Raw genomic sequence first — 14,379 nt, forward strand, 5'->3', positions numbered from 1 at the left:
CGACTTAAATAACCAGCGACACGGCCAACGGCAAGAACACCGCCGTGGCCACGCCCATCAAACTCATGGCCAGCGCCGCAAAGGCGCCGGTCTCTTCGCTTTCCTGCAAAGCCACCGAGGTACCCACCGCGTGGGCGGTCATGCCCAGCGCCATGCCGCGCGCCTCGGGGCTGTGCACGCCCAGGCGCGACAAATACGCCGGCCCGATCATCGCGCCGATCACCCCGGTGATCAGCACAAACACCGCCGCCAATGCCGCCACGCCACCGATCTGCTCGGCCACCAGCATCGCAATCGGTGAGGTCACGGACTTGGGCGCCATGGTCATCAGCATCATGTGTTCGGCACCAAACCACCAGCCCAACAGCACGCACAGACCGGTGGCCAATACGCCTCCCACTACCAGCGTAGTAAAAATCGGCCAGAACAATTGGCGAATCCGTCGCAGATTCAGGTAAAGCGGCACCGCCAGGGCTACCGTTGCCGGGCCCAGCAGGATGCTCATGATCTCGGTGCTTTTGCGGTACTCGACGTAGGTCAGGCCGCAGCTGAGCAACACGCCGATCACCAGCAGCATCGACACCAGCACCGGCTGCAGGAAAATCCAGCGGGTTTTCTCGAAGCCAGCCAGCACCAGCTGATAGGCGCCGAGGGTGATGCCGATGCCGAACAGCGGGTGATGAATGACCGCCGACCACGCGCCGTGCCAGTCGAAGATCATTGGTCCTTCTCCTTGCGCTTGACCATCTGCTGCATCAACACGCCGACAAAACCCATGGCGATCACCAGCGACAACACTAACGCGCCGACGATGGCCCAAAAGTCGGCGGCGATATCCTTGGCATACACCATCACGCCTACCGCCGGCGGCACCAGCAGCAACGGCAGGTAGCGCAGCAGGCTGCTGGCGGCCAGGCTCAGGGGTTCACCGACTTCGCCGCGCCACACCAGAAATGCCAGCATCAGCAGCAGGCCAATAATCGGCCCCGGCAACACCGGGACAAACAAATGATTGATCGCCGTGCCGAGCAATTGAAACAGCACCAGCCATGTCAGACCGCGTAACAGCATCCGTTCTTCCCCCCAAAAGCGTGTCGGCATTATAAGCACGCTGCCTCTATGGAGCGGCATTCGCCAAAAGCATGGTGGGTTGACCGGGCCAAGTGCCCGTGATGATCTACATTGGTTCTCTGGACCTGTCCAAAAACACAACATGATGAACCAAGGAGAGTCGCAATGCCCTCAGTACCCGTAGAGCAACTCAAGGATTATGTCGGCAAGGAACTGGGACGTTCCGCATGGCTCACCATCGACCAGGAGCGCATCAACCTGTTCGCGGAAGCCACCGGCGATTTTCAGTTCATCCACGTCGACCCGGTGAAAGCCGCCCAGACGCCGTTCGGCGGCACCATCGCCCACGGTTTCCTGTCGCTGTCGCTGATACCCAAGCTGATCGAAGACATCCTGATCATGCCAGAAGGCCTGAAAATGGCAGTCAACTATGGCCTGGACAGTGTGCGCTTCATCCAGCCGGTGAAGGTGGACTCCAAAGTGCGCCTGGCCGTGACCCTGACCGACGCCACCGAGAAAAAGCCTGGGCAATGGCTACTTAAAGCTACCTGTACCCTGGAAATCGATGGCCAGGAAAAACCCGCGTATATAGCCGAGTCGTTGTCACTCTGCTTCGTCTGAGCCTGGCTGTGGTGGGCCCGACCGCTCACCACAATTCATGTAAATTTATGTATAGACCTCGCAGCTGCGGCATACTCGGCGCTCAATTATCCGGATCCCGTTATGCGCCCACTCGCCCCCCTTGCTCTTGTCCTGTTGCTCACCGCGTGCGGCGACGGCGAATCGCTGTTGCCGCCCGATGCGCGGCTGCCCGATGGCGGTCGTTACCGTGGCGATGTGGTCAATGGCTTGCTGCAAGGCCAGGGCCGAGTGGATTACCCCAACGGCAGCTGGTACGCCGGCCAGTTTGATAAAGGCCAATGGCACGGCCAGGGTGAGTGGCATGGCAGCAATGGCGAAGTCTATAAAGGCCAGTTCCAGCAAGGCCTGTTCGACGGCCAGGGCAGCCTGACCACTGCGGGCAACAGCTACGTCGGCGGGTTCAAGCAAGGCAAACGCAACGGCGAAGGCACCCTCAAAGAAGGGCAGATGACCTATCGCGGCGAATTCAAGGACGACCAGTATTCCGGCCTCGGCCGCCTCGAGCTGGCCGACGGCAGCCAGTACCAGGGCCAGTTCGCCCACGGCAAGCCCAACGGCGAAGGCCAGCGTAACGACGACAGCGGCAACCAGTTCAGCGGCCGCTTCGTCGATGGCCAGTTGGAGGGCAACGGCACCTTCAACAGTGCCGAAGGCGACATGTACATCGGCCACTTCAAACAGAACCAGCTCAACGGCAAGGGACGTTATGAGAACGCCGACGGCGACGTATGGATCGGCGAGTTCAAGGAAGGCGCCCTCAGCGGCAAGGGCGAACTGATCGGCGTCGACGGCAGCCACTATGTCGGTCAATTCGTTGACTGGCGCTTCACCGGCCCAGGCCGCCTGAACCTCACCGACGGCAGCTTCTATATCGGCGGCTTTGACAGCGACAGCTATCAAGGGCGTGGAACCCTGGTGCTCACCGATGGCACCGTACAGGCCGGCACCTGGGTCAACGGCATGCGCGTGCGCGACGCCGACGGCAAGTTATTACCCGACCCGTTGGAAACCGGCCTGCTGGCCCAGGGCCGTTTGCTCGATGCTGCCCTCGCCGCCGTGCCAGCCTCCACCAAGGCGGTGGAGCTGTACACCCTGGTGGTGGCCGGCGACGGCAAGCAGAGCGTGTTCCTGCGTGAAGCCGACTACGTCAGCAACATGCTCGCCACCCGCTTCGGCGCCTACGGCCAGATCCGCCTGGTGAACCACCGCGACCATATTGCCGACCGCCCCATGGCCACTCGCGAAAGCCTGCGCCGCTCGGTTCAGACCCTGGCCGAACGCAGTGGCCCGGAAGACCTGGTGTTCATCTACCTGACCAGCCACGGCACCCACGAACACGAACTGGTGCTCGACCAGCCACGCATGGAGTTGGCCGACCTGCCGGCCGATGAGTTGGCCGCCGTGCTGGAACCGCTGAAGAACCGCGACAAGATCATCGTGATTTCGGCCTGCTACTCCGGCGGGTTCATCCCGGCGCTGAAAGACGAACACACCCTGATCATGACCGCCTCACGGGCCGACCGCGTGTCGTTCGGCTGTTCCGAAGAGGCCGACTTCACCTACTTCGGCGACGCCCTCTTCGCCCAGGCCTTCAACCAGACCGACGACTTGCAGCAAGCCTTCAAACTGGCGCAAACCCACGTGGCCGAACGCGAACAGGCGGACAACTTCGAAGCCTCCGAGCCGCAGATCTGGGCCCCCAAAGGCGTGATTGCCCATTGGCAATTATTACGAAAACAGCAGGCACGAAAAGCGTTGGAAAGCGTCTCAATGAATAGCAAGGAAGCCAAGAGCAACTAAGCTGAATCTGTATCTAGGGGGAAACATCATGTACCTGACGCCTCAGCATATATTGCTCGCCGGAGCCTCCGGCCTGACCGGGGAACACCTGCTGGACCGCCTGCTCAACGAGCCGACAGTGACCCGCGTGCTGGCACCCAGCCGCAAGCCGTTGGCCGAGCATCCACACCTCGAAAACCCAGTGGGCGACCCGAAAGTATTCCTGCCACAACTGAGCGGCCAGGTGGACATCGCCTTCTGCTGCCTGGGCACCACCATCAAACAGGCCGGGTCCGAAGCAGCCTTCCGCGCCGTCGACCTGGACATGGTTGTAGCCTTTGCCAAGCGCGCCCGGGAACTGGGCGCACGGCACCTGATCGTGATCAGCGCAATTGGCGCCGATCCGAAATCCTCGATCTTCTACAACCGGGTCAAGGGCGAAATGGAACAGGCGCTGAAGGCTCAGGATTGGCCGCAGTTGACCATCGTGCGGCCTTCGCTGTTGCTGGGTGAGCGGTTGGAGCCACGCTTGGCCGAGCAACTGGCCGGGCCATTGTCGCGACTGATTCCGGGCAAGTACCACGGCATTGAAGTGTGCGAACTGGCACGCGCGATGTGGCGGCTGGCGCTGGAAGAGCAGGACGGGGTGCGGGTTGTGGAGTCGGATGAGTTGCGCAAGCTCGGCAAGTAACCCGTATTCCAGGGCGTACACAATCCAAATGTGGGAGCGGGCTTGCTCGCGAATGCGGTAGATCAGTCACTGATGTATTGACTGACACTGTGCATTCGCGAGCAAGCCCGCTCCCACATTAGGTATAGGGTGTTCCTGATATTTTGTACTACAGGCCGCCCGTCGCGTTAAACCCAACCCCCAACACCGTCAGCACCGACAACGGCAACAGCAACGTATCGAGCAACGCGCTGGCCGGCAGGTCGACATGGGGATAGCTCGGCGCCTCGGCCCCAAAGCGGTCCATCGCGCAACACCCACCTTGAATCGCATACAAATCCAGACGCGTCCCGGCATACACCACCGGCGCCCCGGGTTGCGCCGCGTCCAGCGTGCGCGCAGTCGCGCACCCCGTCAGCTGAGCCGCCAGCAACACCATCAATAATTTATTCATCACTGCTCAAATGGTGCTCGCCCCAGCGCGGCAGCATGTCCTGGGGAATGTTCAGCAGGTTGAGAATCCGCGCCACCACAAAATCCACCAGGTCATCGATGGTTTGCGGCTGGTGATAAAAGCCCGGCGACGCCGGCAGGATGGTCACGCCCATGTTTGATAGCTTGAGCATGTGTTCCAGATGGATGCTCGAATACGGCGCCTCGCGCGGCACCAGAATCAACTGGCGGCGCTCCTTCAAGGTCACATCCGCTGCGCGCTCAATCAGGTTGTTGCAGGCCCCCGTGGCAATCGCCGACAGGGTCCCGGTGGAACACGGCACCACCACCATCGCAGCCGGTGCGCCGGAACCCGAAGCCACCGGCGACATCCAGTCTTCCTTGCCATAGACCTTGATCTGCCCCGCCGCCGCACCGGTGTACTCGGTGAGGAAGGCCTGCATCATCTGCACCTTGGGCGGCAACGCGACATCGGTCTCGGTGGCCAGCACCAATTGCGCCGCCTTGGAGATCAGGAAGTGCACCTCGCGGTCTTCGCGCACCAGGCAGTCCAGCAGGCGCAAGCCATAGGGCGCGCCCGATGCGCCGGTCATCGCCAGGGTGACGCGTTCCGGGCCGCTCACTTCAGGGCCTCGGCGAGTTTGCCGTGCAGGCCGCCGAAGCCGCCGTTGCTCATGATCACCACGTGAGTGCCGGGCTTGGCCTGGTGTTTCACGTGCTCAATGATGCCTTCCAGTGAGTCGCAGCAAATCGACGGCACCGTGCACAGCGCGGCGATGGCGGGCAAGTCCCAGCCGAGGTTGGCCGGTGCATACCACACAGCCTGGTCTGCATCGTTCACGCTTTCCGGCAAACCATCACGGTGGGCGCCCAGCTTCATGGAGTTGGAGCGTGGTTCGATAATCGCAATGACCTGGGCGCCACCCACGCGTTTGCGCAGGCCATCCAGGGTGGTGGCGATGGCCGTCGGGTGGTGGGCAAAGTCGTCGTAGATGGTAATCCCATTCACTTCGGCGACCTTTTCCATACGGCGCTTGACGCTTTTGAATGCGCTCAAGGCAGCGATGCCCATGGATGGCACCACCCCGACATGCCGCGCAGCCGCCAGGGTAACCAAGGCGTTGGCGACGTTGTGTTGGCCTGTCATGCCCCAATCGACGACGCCTTGGGCGACGCCTTCGAACAGCACTTCAAATTTTGAGCCGTCTTCACTCAGCAGTTTGACCTGCCATTGGCCGCCCGCGCCGGTGGTTTGTACCGGGGTCCAGCAGCCCATCTCGATCACGCGCTGCAAGGCCGGTTCGGTAGTCGGGTGAATCACCAGGCCTTCGCTTGGGATAGTGCGCACCAAGTGATGGAACTGCCGCTCGATGGCCGCCAGATCAGGGAAGATGTCAGCGTGATCGAACTCCAGGTTATTCAGGATCGCCGTGCGCGGGCGGTAGTGAACGAACTTGGAGCGCTTGTCGAAGAATGCGCTGTCGTACTCATCGGCTTCGATGACAAAGAACGGGGTATCGCCCAGGCGCGCCGACACCGAGAAGTTCTGTGGCACGCCGCCGATCAGGAAGCCCGGGCTCATGCCCGCGTGCTCCAGCACCCAGGCCAGCATGCTGCTGGTGGTGGTCTTGCCGTGGGTTCCGGCAACCGCCAGCACCCAACGGCCTTGCAACACGTGGTCTGCCAGCCATTGCGGGCCAGACACGTAAGGCAAACCTTTATTCAGTACGTACTCGACCGCCGGGTTACCGCGGCTCATGGCATTGCCGATCACCACCAGGTCCGGGACCGGGTCGAACTGCGACGGGTCGTAGCCTTGGGTCAGCTCAATGCCCTGAGCCTGCAGCTGCGTGCTCATGGGAGGGTAAACGTTGGCATCGGAGCCAGTAACATGATGGCCCAGTTCTTTGGCGAGAACCGCCATAGAGCCCATGAACGTGCCGCAAATACCGAGAATATGAATGTGCATAGTCGACCTCGTAAAACATCGAGGCAGGTTAGCGTAGGGTGGGAAAATTCGCACTCTTTAGCTAACGGGCGATCCCGTGTTTACGCAGCTTTCTATACAAGGTGTTGCGGCTAACCCCCAGTTGCTCTGCGGTATGGCTCATGTGCCAGCGCTGTTGCTCCAAGGCACTGAGCAGCGCCAGGCGCTCTGCATCGTCCAAGGGCGAATCCGAACGGTCCTCCACTACTGCAGGCTGCGGGCGCGCCTGGCGAATGACCGCCGGCAGGTCCTCAAGCCCAATCCGTCCATCGTCACACAATGCCGCCAACGTGCGCAGCACCGTGCGCAACTGCCGCACATTGCCCGGCCAGGCAAATGCCAACAGTGCCTGACGCGCAGGGCCGTCGAGCAACACCGGCTGGTCGCCCGTCTCCTCAGCCAACAGGAAGTCGAGCAGTTGCGACTTATCGCTGCGCTCACGCAACGGCGGCAGGGCGATTTCCAGGCCGTTCAGCCGGTAGTACAGGTCTTCGCGAAAACTGCCGTCCTCTACCCGCTCCAGTAAATTACGGTGGGTGGCGCTGATGATTCTAACGTTCACCGCTTGCGGCTCGCCGCCGATGGGCACGACGAGTCGGTCTTCCAAAACCCTTAGCAGGCGCGTTTGCAAAGCGAGGGGCATATCGCCGATTTCATCCAGGAACAACGTACCACCATCCGCATGTTGCAGCTTGCCGCGCATGCCTTCCTTGCGGGCGCCGGTGAAACTGCCGCCGCGATAGCCGAACAGCTCGCTCTCGATCAGGCTTTCCGGGATGGCCGCGCAGTTCAGGGCGATAAAGGCTTTATCCGCCCGGAGGCTGGCATGGTGCACCGCCTTGGCAAACGCCTCCTTACCGGAGCCGGTTTCGCCATTGATCAGTAAAGGCACGTCGCGTTCGAACACACGCAACGCCTTGCGGAAATCGTTTTGCAGCGCCGCATCGCCCAGGCAAATGCCCGGCAACCGGGGCCGTTCGGGCAAGGGCTGTGGAGCTGGCACCGGTACGCTGCGGGGCTGGCCGCGCAACACCGCGAACAACCCACGGCCATCGCGGGTACGCAGCGGCCAACTGGCGCTGGCATTCGCGCTGGCACGTCCGAGCAACTCGTCCAGGGAGCAATCGAAAAACGCCTCCACCGGCTGGCCCAACAGGCCGCCACGGATCTGCCCGAGCAGGTTCAACGCACTCTGGTTGACCGCGCAAATGCGCCCTTCGCCATCGAACGCCAGCAACCCTTCGCTGAACAGCCCCACAGACTCGGCCTGCAAATGAAAGCGCAGCAACCAGTGGTGCTCAAAATGCCGCAGGAAGTAACAGCTCTCGATCATCTTCGCCGAAAGATTGACCAGCGCCATGGTGTGGAATTGGCTCTGACGCGACACCGCTTCCCGGGCCGAGGACACATCCAGCACCGCCAGCAGCTCGCCATGGGGGTCGAACACCGGGCTGGCCGAGCAGGTCAGGCCGGTATGCCGGCCGCGGAAGTGTTCATCGCGATGAATCGTCAGGGACTGGCGCTCCACCAGGCAGGTGCCGATGCCGTTGGTGCCTTCGCAAGCCTCGCTCCAGTCGGCGCCCAGCCACAGCCCGGCACGCTCGAAAATCTTGCGCTCGCTTGGGGCGGTGACGCAGTTGAGGATCACCCCACGGGCATCGGTCAGCAGCACGGCATGGCCGGCGCCGGATAACTGTTGATGCAGGCTGTTCATTTCACTGCCGGCGATGCTCAGCACTTGTTGCAGGCGCTCGCGGCTTTCCAGCAGGCGGCCATGTTCGAGCACCGTGGGCGCAACCGTCAGCGCGGGGTCGAGGTGATAGTCCTCCAGGCAACGCAGCCAGGAGCGGGCGATGGACGGATCGCTGCCGGGGCCGTGCAAAGGGTCCTGACCACGGGTGACCGTCAGGACTTGCTGGGCATGACGACTGAAATGATCGTTTTGCATGTTTTTATTATTCTCCCTGCGTGAGCTACACCACCGCGCGCGAATGCCCAGCATCCTCCAGCACCCCGACCATTGCAATCCCGACCAGACCCATGGGTCACAGGCTGTACCGTTTGTGGCACAAACTGTCACCCTGGCTGTACCAAGCCTGTCACAGCAACGGCTTGCAACAACCTCAAAACCCTTGATTTGCGGGGCCCGCAAGGCACTGGCCCGACCTTTGCTCTACGCTTTAACAAGCACAACCGTGCGTCCTCCAATAAACACAAAAAGCCAGGAGATACCCACCATGCGTTACGCACACCCCGGTACTGAAGGCGCTATCGTTTCGTTCAAGGCCAAGTACGGCAACTACATCGGCGGTGAATTTGTCGCGCCGGTCGATGGCAACTATTTCACCAACACCTCGCCGGTCAACGGCAAGCCCATCGCCGAATTCCCGCGCTCCACGGCCAAAGACATCGACAAGGCCCTGGACGCCGCCCACGCCGCCGCTGACGCCTGGGGCAAAACCTCGGCTCAGGACCGCTCGCTGGTGCTGCTGAAAATCGCCGACCGCATCGAACAGAACCTCGAACTGCTAGCCATCACCGAAACCTGGGACAACGGCAAGGCCGTGCGCGAAACCCTGAACGCCGACATCCCGCTGGCCGCTGACCACTTCCGCTACTTCGCCGGCTGCATCCGCGCCCAGGAAGGCAGCAGCGCCGAAATCAACGAACACACCGCCGCCTATCACTTCCACGAGCCGCTGGGCGTGGTCGGCCAGATCATCCCGTGGAACTTCCCGCTGCTGATGGCCGCCTGGAAACTCGCGCCAGCCCTGGCTGCCGGTAACTGCGTGGTGCTCAAACCCGCCGAGCAAACCCCGCTGGGCATCAACGTGCTGATGGAACTGATCGGCGACCTGCTGCCGCCGGGCGTACTGAACGTGGTGCACGGCTACGGCAAAGAAGCCGGCGAAGCCCTGGCCACCAGCAAGCGCATTGCCAAGATCGCCTTTACCGGCTCCACACCAGTGGGCTCGCACATCATGCATGCGGCCGCCGAGAACATCATTCCGTCCACCGTTGAACTGGGCGGCAAGTCGCCGAACATCTTCTTCGCCGACATCATGAAAGCCGAACCGCAATTCATCGAGAAAGCCGCCGAAGGTTTGGTGCTGGCGTTCTTCAACCAGGGTGAAGTCTGCACCTGCCCTTCCCGCGCGCTGGTGGAAGAGTCGATCTATGACGATTTCATGAAAGTGGTGATGAAGAAGGTCGAGTCGATCAAACGTGGCGACCCGCTGGACACCGACACCATGGTCGGCGCCCAGGCGTCCGAGCAGCAGTTCGACAAGATCCTGTCGTACCTCGAAATTGCCAAGGGCGAAGGCGCCGAGTTGCTGACCGGCGGCAAGGTCGAGAAGCTGACCGGCGATTTGGCCACCGGCTATTACATCCAGCCGACACTGCTCAAGGGCACCAACAAGATGCGGGTGTTCCAGGAAGAAATCTTTGGCCCGGTGGTGAGCATCACCACGTTCAAGGATGAAGCCGAAGCCCTGGCGATCGCCAACGACACCGAGTTCGGCCTGGGTGCCGGCCTGTGGACCCGCGACATCAACCGCGCCTACCGCATGGGCCGGGCGATCAAGGCCGGGCGCGTGTGGACCAACTGCTATCACCTGTACCCGGCGCATGCCGCGTTTGGCGGTTACAAGAAGTCCGGTGTGGGGCGTGAGACTCACAAGATGATGCTTGATCACTATCAGCAGACCAAAAACCTGCTGGTGAGCTACGACATCAATCCGCTGGGCTTCTTCTAACTCACAACCCGCTCCCACATTTGAAATGCAATAAAAATGTGGGAGCGGGCTTGCTCGCGAATGCGGTGTATCAGTGACTGAATTTTGAACTGACCCACCGCATTCGCGAGCAAGCCCGCTCCCACACTTGATCTTCACAAGACCTTGCTACTCATTCGGCTTACTTAAGTAAGCCGGGACAAAACAATAAGAAAGGGATTCCATCATGCCTAGCGAACCGAATGGCGCTCCGGCGTCCGGGTCTTCCGTCGACTTTGAAAAGGTCGGCAACGAATACTTCCAACAACGGGAACTGAAAAAAGGCGCTGCCGGCTGGGTGCTGCTGGTCGGTCTCGGGGTTGCCTACGTGATCTCCGGCGACTACGCCGGCTGGAACTTCGGCCTGGCCCAGGGCGGCTGGGGCGGCATGTTCCTCGCCACACTGCTGATGGCCACCATGTACCTGTGCATGTGTTTCTCCCTGGCCGAACTGTCTTCCATGATTCCTACCGCCGGCGGCGGCTACGGCTTTGCCCGCAGCGCGTTCGGCCCCTGGGGCGGATTCCTCACCGGCACCGCGATCCTTATCGAATACGCCATCGCCCCCGCCGCCATCGCAGTGTTTATCGGCGCCTATTGCGAGTCGCTGTTCGGCATTGGCGGCTGGATGATCTACCTGGCGTTCTACATCATCTTTATCGGCATCCACATCTTTGGTGTGGGTGAAGCGTTGAAGCTGATGTTTGTGATTACCGCCGTCGCGGCCATTGCCCTGGGCGTGTTCCTGGTGGCGATGGTGCCGCACTTCAATGTCGCCAACCTGCTGGATATTCCGGTGACCGAGGCCAAGGGCGCCAGCACCTTCCTGCCATTCGGGTATGTCGGCGTGTGGGCAGCGATTCCCTATGCAATCTGGTTCTTCCTGGCGGTCGAAGGCGTGCCGCTGGCCGCCGAAGAAACCAAGAACCCGAAACGTGACCTGCCCCGCGGCCTGATCGGTGCCATTGTGGTGCTGACCAGCTTCGCCCTGCTGATCCTGGTCATCGCGCCCGGCGGTGCTGGCGCCTATGCACTGATGGCATCGGGCAATCCGCTGGTGGAAGCCTTGTCCAAAGCCTATGGCGGTTCCACGTGGATGAGCCACTTCGTCAATCTGGTGGGCCTGGCCGGGCTGATCGCGAGTTTTTTCTCGATCATCTACGCCTACTCTCGGCAGATCTTCGCCCTGTCCCGCGCCGGCTACCTGCCGCGCAAGCTGTCGCAGACCAACAAAAGCAAGGCACCGGTCCTGGCCCTGGTGATCCCCGGCATCATCGGGTTTGGCCTGTCGCTGACCGGCCAGGGTGATTTGCTGATCCTGGTGGCCGTGTTCGGCGCGACCATTTCCTACGTGCTGATGATGGCCGCACACATCACCTTGCGCATCCGCCGCCCCAAAATGGACCGTCCTTACCGCACACCGGGCGGCATCTTCACCTCGGGCGTCGCTCTGGTACTGGCCTGCATCGCTGTTGTGGCGGGCTTTCTGGTGGATCCGCGCGTGGTGATTGGCGCCGCGATCATCTATGGAGTATTAATTGCTTACTTTGCTTTCTACAGTCGGCATCACTTGGTAGCAGGCACGCCGGAAGAAGAATTTGCGGCGATCCAGGCCGCAGAGGCCGCCTTGCACTAAACGCCGTAAACCTCGGTGCGGGCGCTTTACTCACATTCTGCCCGCGCCGAAAAGGAGACTCTGTATGGCAAGCTTTTCCCACGCGGTCGGTGCATTGACCTACCGCTTCGACAGCCTCAAGGACGTGATGGCCAAGGCCAGCCCGGCGCGCTCCGGGGATTTCCTCGCCGGTGTTGCCGCGCAAAACGACGGTGAGCGGGTCGCGGCGCAAATGGCCCTGGCCAATATTCCGCTGAAGCACTTTCTTGAAGAAGTGCTGATCCCGTACGAAAGCGACGAAGTCACCCGGCTGATTATCGACACCCACGATAAACAGGCGTTTTCCGTGGTCAGCCACCTGACCGTCGGTGGCCTGCGGGATTGGCTGCTCAGCGACGCGGCCGACGAACAAAGCCTGCGCGCCCTGGCGCCCGGGCTGACACCAGAAATGGCCGCCGCCGTGTCGAAGATCATGCGGGTGCAGGACCTGGTACTGGTGGCGCAGAAGATCCGCGTCGTCACACAGTTTCGCGGCACCATGGGCCTGCGCGGGCGCCTGTCCACCCGCCTGCAACCCAACCATCCCACCGATGAACCGGCGGGTATCGCCGCCAGCATTCTCGACGGCCTGCTCTACGGTAACGGCGACGCGATGATCGGCATCAACCCGGCCACCGACAGCATCGCCTCGATCTGCGCCATGCTGGAAATGCTCGACGCGATCATCCAGCGCTACGAAATTCCGACCCAGGCCTGCGTGCTGACCCACGTCACCACCTCCATCGAAGCCATCAACCGTGGCGTGCCGCTGGACCTGGTGTTCCAGTCGATCGCCGGCACCGAGGCGGCCAACGCCAGTTTCGGCATCAGCCTGAGCGTGTTGCAGGAAGGCTACGACGCGGGCCTGAGCCTGAATCGCGGCACCCTCGGGCAAAACCTGATGTATTTCGAAACCGGCCAGGGCAGCGCCTTGTCGGCCAACGCGCACTTTGGCGTCGACCAGCAAACCTGCGAAACCCGCGCCTACGCCGTAGCCCGGCACTTCAAACCGTTTTTGGTGAACACCGTGGTCGGCTTCATCGGCCCCGAGTACCTGTACAACGGCAAGCAGATCATCCGGGCCGGCCTCGAAGATCACTTCTGCGGCAAGCTGCTGGGCGTGCCGATGGGCTGCGACATCTGCTACACCAACCATGCCGAAGCCGACCAGGACGACATGGACACCCTGCTCACGCTGCTGGGCGTGGCCGGGATCAACTTCATCATGGGCATCCCGGGCTCCGACGACATCATGCTCAACTACCAGACCACCTCGTTCCACGACGCGCTCTACGCCCGGCAAACATTGGGTTTAAAGCCAGCGCCGGAGTTTGAACAGTGGCTGGCAAAAATGGGCATCTTCACGCAAGCCGACGGCAAGGTGCACTTCGGCAACAGCCTGCCACCGGCATTCCGCCACGCCTTGGCGCAACTGGGATGAAGAAGGAACCGCCTGTGCACATCGACACCCCGGAAAACAACGTGGACAACCCGTGGCTGGAACTGCGGCGCCTGACCCCGGCGCGAATTGCCCTGGGCCGTACCGGCACCAGCATTCCTACCGGTGCGCAGCTGGATTTCCAGTTCGCCCACGCCCAGGCGCGGGACGCCGTACACCTGCCGTTTGACCATGTAGGACTCAGCAGCCAACTGGCCGAACGCGGCCGCGACAGCCTGTTGCTGCACAGCGCCGCCGTCGACCGTCACAGCTACCTGCAACGCCCGGACCTTGGGCGGCGCCTGAGTGATGAGTCGGCCCAGGCCCTGCGGGACTACGCCGAAGCCAACCCGGGCGGCGTGGACTTGGCGGTGGTAGTGGCCGACGGTTTGTCGGCGCTGGCGGTGCATAAACATACGCTGCCGTTTCTTACACGCATGGAAGAGCAAACCCACGCAGAGGGTTGGTCGCTGTCGCCGGTGATTCTGGTGGAACAGGGCCGCGTGGCGGTGGCAGATGAAGTCGGCCAGTTGCTGGGAGCGAAAATGGTGGTGATTCTGATCGGCGAGCGGCCGGGGCTCAGCTCGCCGGACAGCCTGGGCCTGTATTTCACCTACAACCCCAAGGTCGGCCTCACCGACGCCTACCGCAACTGCATCTCCAATGTGCGCCTGGAGGGCTTGAGCTACGGCATGGCCGCTCACCGCTTGCTGTACTTGATGCGTGAGGCCTGCCGCCGGCAGTTATCGGGGGTCAACCTCAAGGATGAAGCCCAGGTACAAACCCTCGAGTCGGATGATCCCGACCTGATGAAAGGCAACTTCCTGCTCAGCCCGCCGAAGGACTGATCCTTGCACGATTGCGCTTTTTCTCCGCTTTAGGCAGCATCGAAACACGGCCGCTTGTGTG

General features: G+C 61.7%; 13 protein-coding genes. 7 read left to right on the forward strand and 6 right to left on the reverse strand.

Features of this window, described 5'->3' with window-relative positions; genetic code table 11:
* Positions 1-4 precede the first annotated feature (4 nt).
* Together AU074_RS06995 and AU074_RS07000 are read right to left on the reverse strand one after the other, a co-directional pair.
* The gene (locus AU074_RS06995) at positions 5-721 is read right to left on the reverse strand and encodes an LrgB family protein (RefSeq protein ID WP_076014097.1); all 717 of its coding nucleotides are present in this window, start codon (positions 719-721) and stop codon (positions 5-7) included.
* Positions 718-1,071 (reverse strand): CidA/LrgA family protein, encoded by a 354-nt coding sequence (locus AU074_RS07000; RefSeq protein ID WP_017476261.1) that lies wholly within the window; start codon positions 1,069-1,071, stop codon positions 718-720. The genes AU074_RS06995 and AU074_RS07000 overlap by 4 nt, the downstream gene beginning before the upstream one ends.
* 165 nt (positions 1,072-1,236) lie before the next feature.
* Here AU074_RS07000 and AU074_RS07005 point away from each other — a divergent pair, with 165 nt between their 5' ends.
* The 3 genes from AU074_RS07005 (at position 1,237) to AU074_RS07015 (ending at position 4,183) form a co-directional block, all read left to right on the forward strand.
* Entirely contained in the window at positions 1,237-1,692 is a 456-nt protein-coding gene (locus tag AU074_RS07005; protein WP_076014098.1) for a MaoC family dehydratase, read from the forward strand.
* Positions 1,693-1,794: 102 nt separating this feature from the next.
* Positions 1,795-3,513: a C13 family peptidase gene (locus AU074_RS07010; protein WP_076014099.1), complete on the forward strand. Its 1,719-nt coding sequence runs from the start codon at positions 1,795-1,797 to the stop codon at positions 3,511-3,513.
* A gap of 28 nt (positions 3,514-3,541) precedes the next feature.
* Positions 3,542-4,183, forward strand: a complete 642-nt coding sequence (locus AU074_RS07015) for an oxidoreductase (protein WP_076014100.1) — start codon at positions 3,542-3,544, stop codon at positions 4,181-4,183.
* A gap of 148 nt (positions 4,184-4,331) precedes the next feature.
* On the opposite strand, the gene AU074_RS07020 is transcribed toward AU074_RS07015, so the two are convergent.
* The 4 genes from AU074_RS07020 to AU074_RS07035 all read right to left on the reverse strand — a co-directional run bounded on the left by AU074_RS07020 (position 4,332) and on the right by AU074_RS07035 (position 8,550).
* Positions 4,332-4,616, reverse strand: coding sequence for a YceK/YidQ family lipoprotein (locus AU074_RS07020; RefSeq protein ID WP_076014101.1), 285 nt, complete (start codon positions 4,614-4,616; stop codon positions 4,332-4,334).
* Positions 4,609-5,238, reverse strand: coding sequence for a flavin prenyltransferase UbiX (gene ubiX, locus AU074_RS07025; RefSeq protein ID WP_003219402.1), 630 nt, complete (start codon positions 5,236-5,238; stop codon positions 4,609-4,611). Before ubiX ends, AU074_RS07020 begins: the two co-directional genes overlap by 8 nt.
* A complete protein-coding gene (gene mpl, locus AU074_RS07030; RefSeq protein WP_076014102.1) occupies positions 5,235-6,584 on the reverse strand; it encodes a UDP-N-acetylmuramate:L-alanyl-gamma-D-glutamyl-meso-diaminopimelate ligase in 1,350 nt (449 codons plus the stop codon). The genes ubiX and mpl overlap by 4 nt, the downstream gene beginning before the upstream one ends.
* Positions 6,585-6,645: 61 nt before the next feature.
* Entirely contained in the window at positions 6,646-8,550 is a 1,905-nt protein-coding gene (locus tag AU074_RS07035) for a sigma-54-dependent Fis family transcriptional regulator (protein WP_076014103.1), read from the reverse strand.
* Between the two features lie 289 nt (positions 8,551-8,839).
* Here AU074_RS07035 and AU074_RS07040 point away from each other — a divergent pair, with 289 nt between their 5' ends.
* From AU074_RS07040 to eutC, 4 genes are all read left to right on the forward strand, one after another.
* Positions 8,840-10,360, forward strand: coding sequence for an aldehyde dehydrogenase family protein (locus AU074_RS07040; protein WP_003219398.1), 1,521 nt, complete (start codon positions 8,840-8,842; stop codon positions 10,358-10,360).
* Positions 10,361-10,565: 205 nt separating this feature from the next.
* Positions 10,566-12,014 (forward strand): ethanolamine permease, encoded by a 1,449-nt coding sequence (gene eat, locus AU074_RS07045; RefSeq protein ID WP_076014104.1) that lies wholly within the window; start codon positions 10,566-10,568, stop codon positions 12,012-12,014.
* A gap of 64 nt (positions 12,015-12,078) precedes the next feature.
* Positions 12,079-13,473 carry an ethanolamine ammonia-lyase subunit EutB gene (locus tag AU074_RS07050; RefSeq protein ID WP_003219393.1) on the forward strand — a complete coding sequence of 465 codons (1,395 nt, stop codon included), beginning with the start codon at positions 12,079-12,081 and terminating at the stop codon, positions 13,471-13,473.
* A complete protein-coding gene (gene eutC / locus AU074_RS07055) occupies positions 13,470-14,318 on the forward strand; it encodes an ethanolamine ammonia-lyase subunit EutC (RefSeq protein WP_076014105.1) in 849 nt (282 codons plus the stop codon). The genes AU074_RS07050 and eutC overlap by 4 nt, the downstream gene beginning before the upstream one ends.
* Positions 14,319-14,379 lie beyond the last annotated feature (61 nt).

Source organism: Pseudomonas sp. ATCC PTA-122608 (assembly GCF_001952855.1).
Taxonomy (GTDB): Bacteria; Pseudomonadota; Gammaproteobacteria; order Pseudomonadales; family Pseudomonadaceae; genus Aquipseudomonas.

What these genes read in the sequence shown, in the direction of transcription:
- AU074_RS07005 (WP_076014098.1), top strand. Translation starts at nt 1,237, where the DNA reads ATGCCCTCAGTACCCGTAGAGCAACTCAAGGATTATGTCGGCAAGGAA.
- AU074_RS07035 (WP_076014103.1), bottom strand. Translation starts at nt 8,550, where the DNA reads ATGCAAAACGATCATTTCAGTCGTCATGCCCAGCAAGTCCTGACGGTC.
- AU074_RS07015 (WP_076014100.1), top strand. Translation starts at nt 3,542, where the DNA reads ATGTACCTGACGCCTCAGCATATATTGCTCGCCGGAGCCTCCGGCCTG.
- AU074_RS07040 (WP_003219398.1), top strand. Translation starts at nt 8,840, where the DNA reads ATGCGTTACGCACACCCCGGTACTGAAGGCGCTATCGTTTCGTTCAAG.
- eutC (WP_076014105.1), top strand. Translation starts at nt 13,470, where the DNA reads ATGAAGAAGGAACCGCCTGTGCACATCGACACCCCGGAAAACAACGTG.
- eat (WP_076014104.1), top strand. Translation starts at nt 10,566, where the DNA reads ATGCCTAGCGAACCGAATGGCGCTCCGGCGTCCGGGTCTTCCGTCGAC.
- AU074_RS07000 (WP_017476261.1), bottom strand. Translation starts at nt 1,071, where the DNA reads ATGCTGTTACGCGGTCTGACATGGCTGGTGCTGTTTCAATTGCTCGGC.
- AU074_RS06995 (WP_076014097.1), bottom strand. Translation starts at nt 721, where the DNA reads ATGATCTTCGACTGGCACGGCGCGTGGTCGGCGGTCATTCATCACCCG.
- AU074_RS07050 (WP_003219393.1), top strand. Translation starts at nt 12,079, where the DNA reads ATGGCAAGCTTTTCCCACGCGGTCGGTGCATTGACCTACCGCTTCGAC.
- AU074_RS07020 (WP_076014101.1), bottom strand. Translation starts at nt 4,616, where the DNA reads ATGAATAAATTATTGATGGTGTTGCTGGCGGCTCAGCTGACGGGGTGC.
- mpl (WP_076014102.1), bottom strand. Translation starts at nt 6,584, where the DNA reads ATGCACATTCATATTCTCGGTATTTGCGGCACGTTCATGGGCTCTATG.
- AU074_RS07010 (WP_076014099.1), top strand. Translation starts at nt 1,795, where the DNA reads ATGCGCCCACTCGCCCCCCTTGCTCTTGTCCTGTTGCTCACCGCGTGC.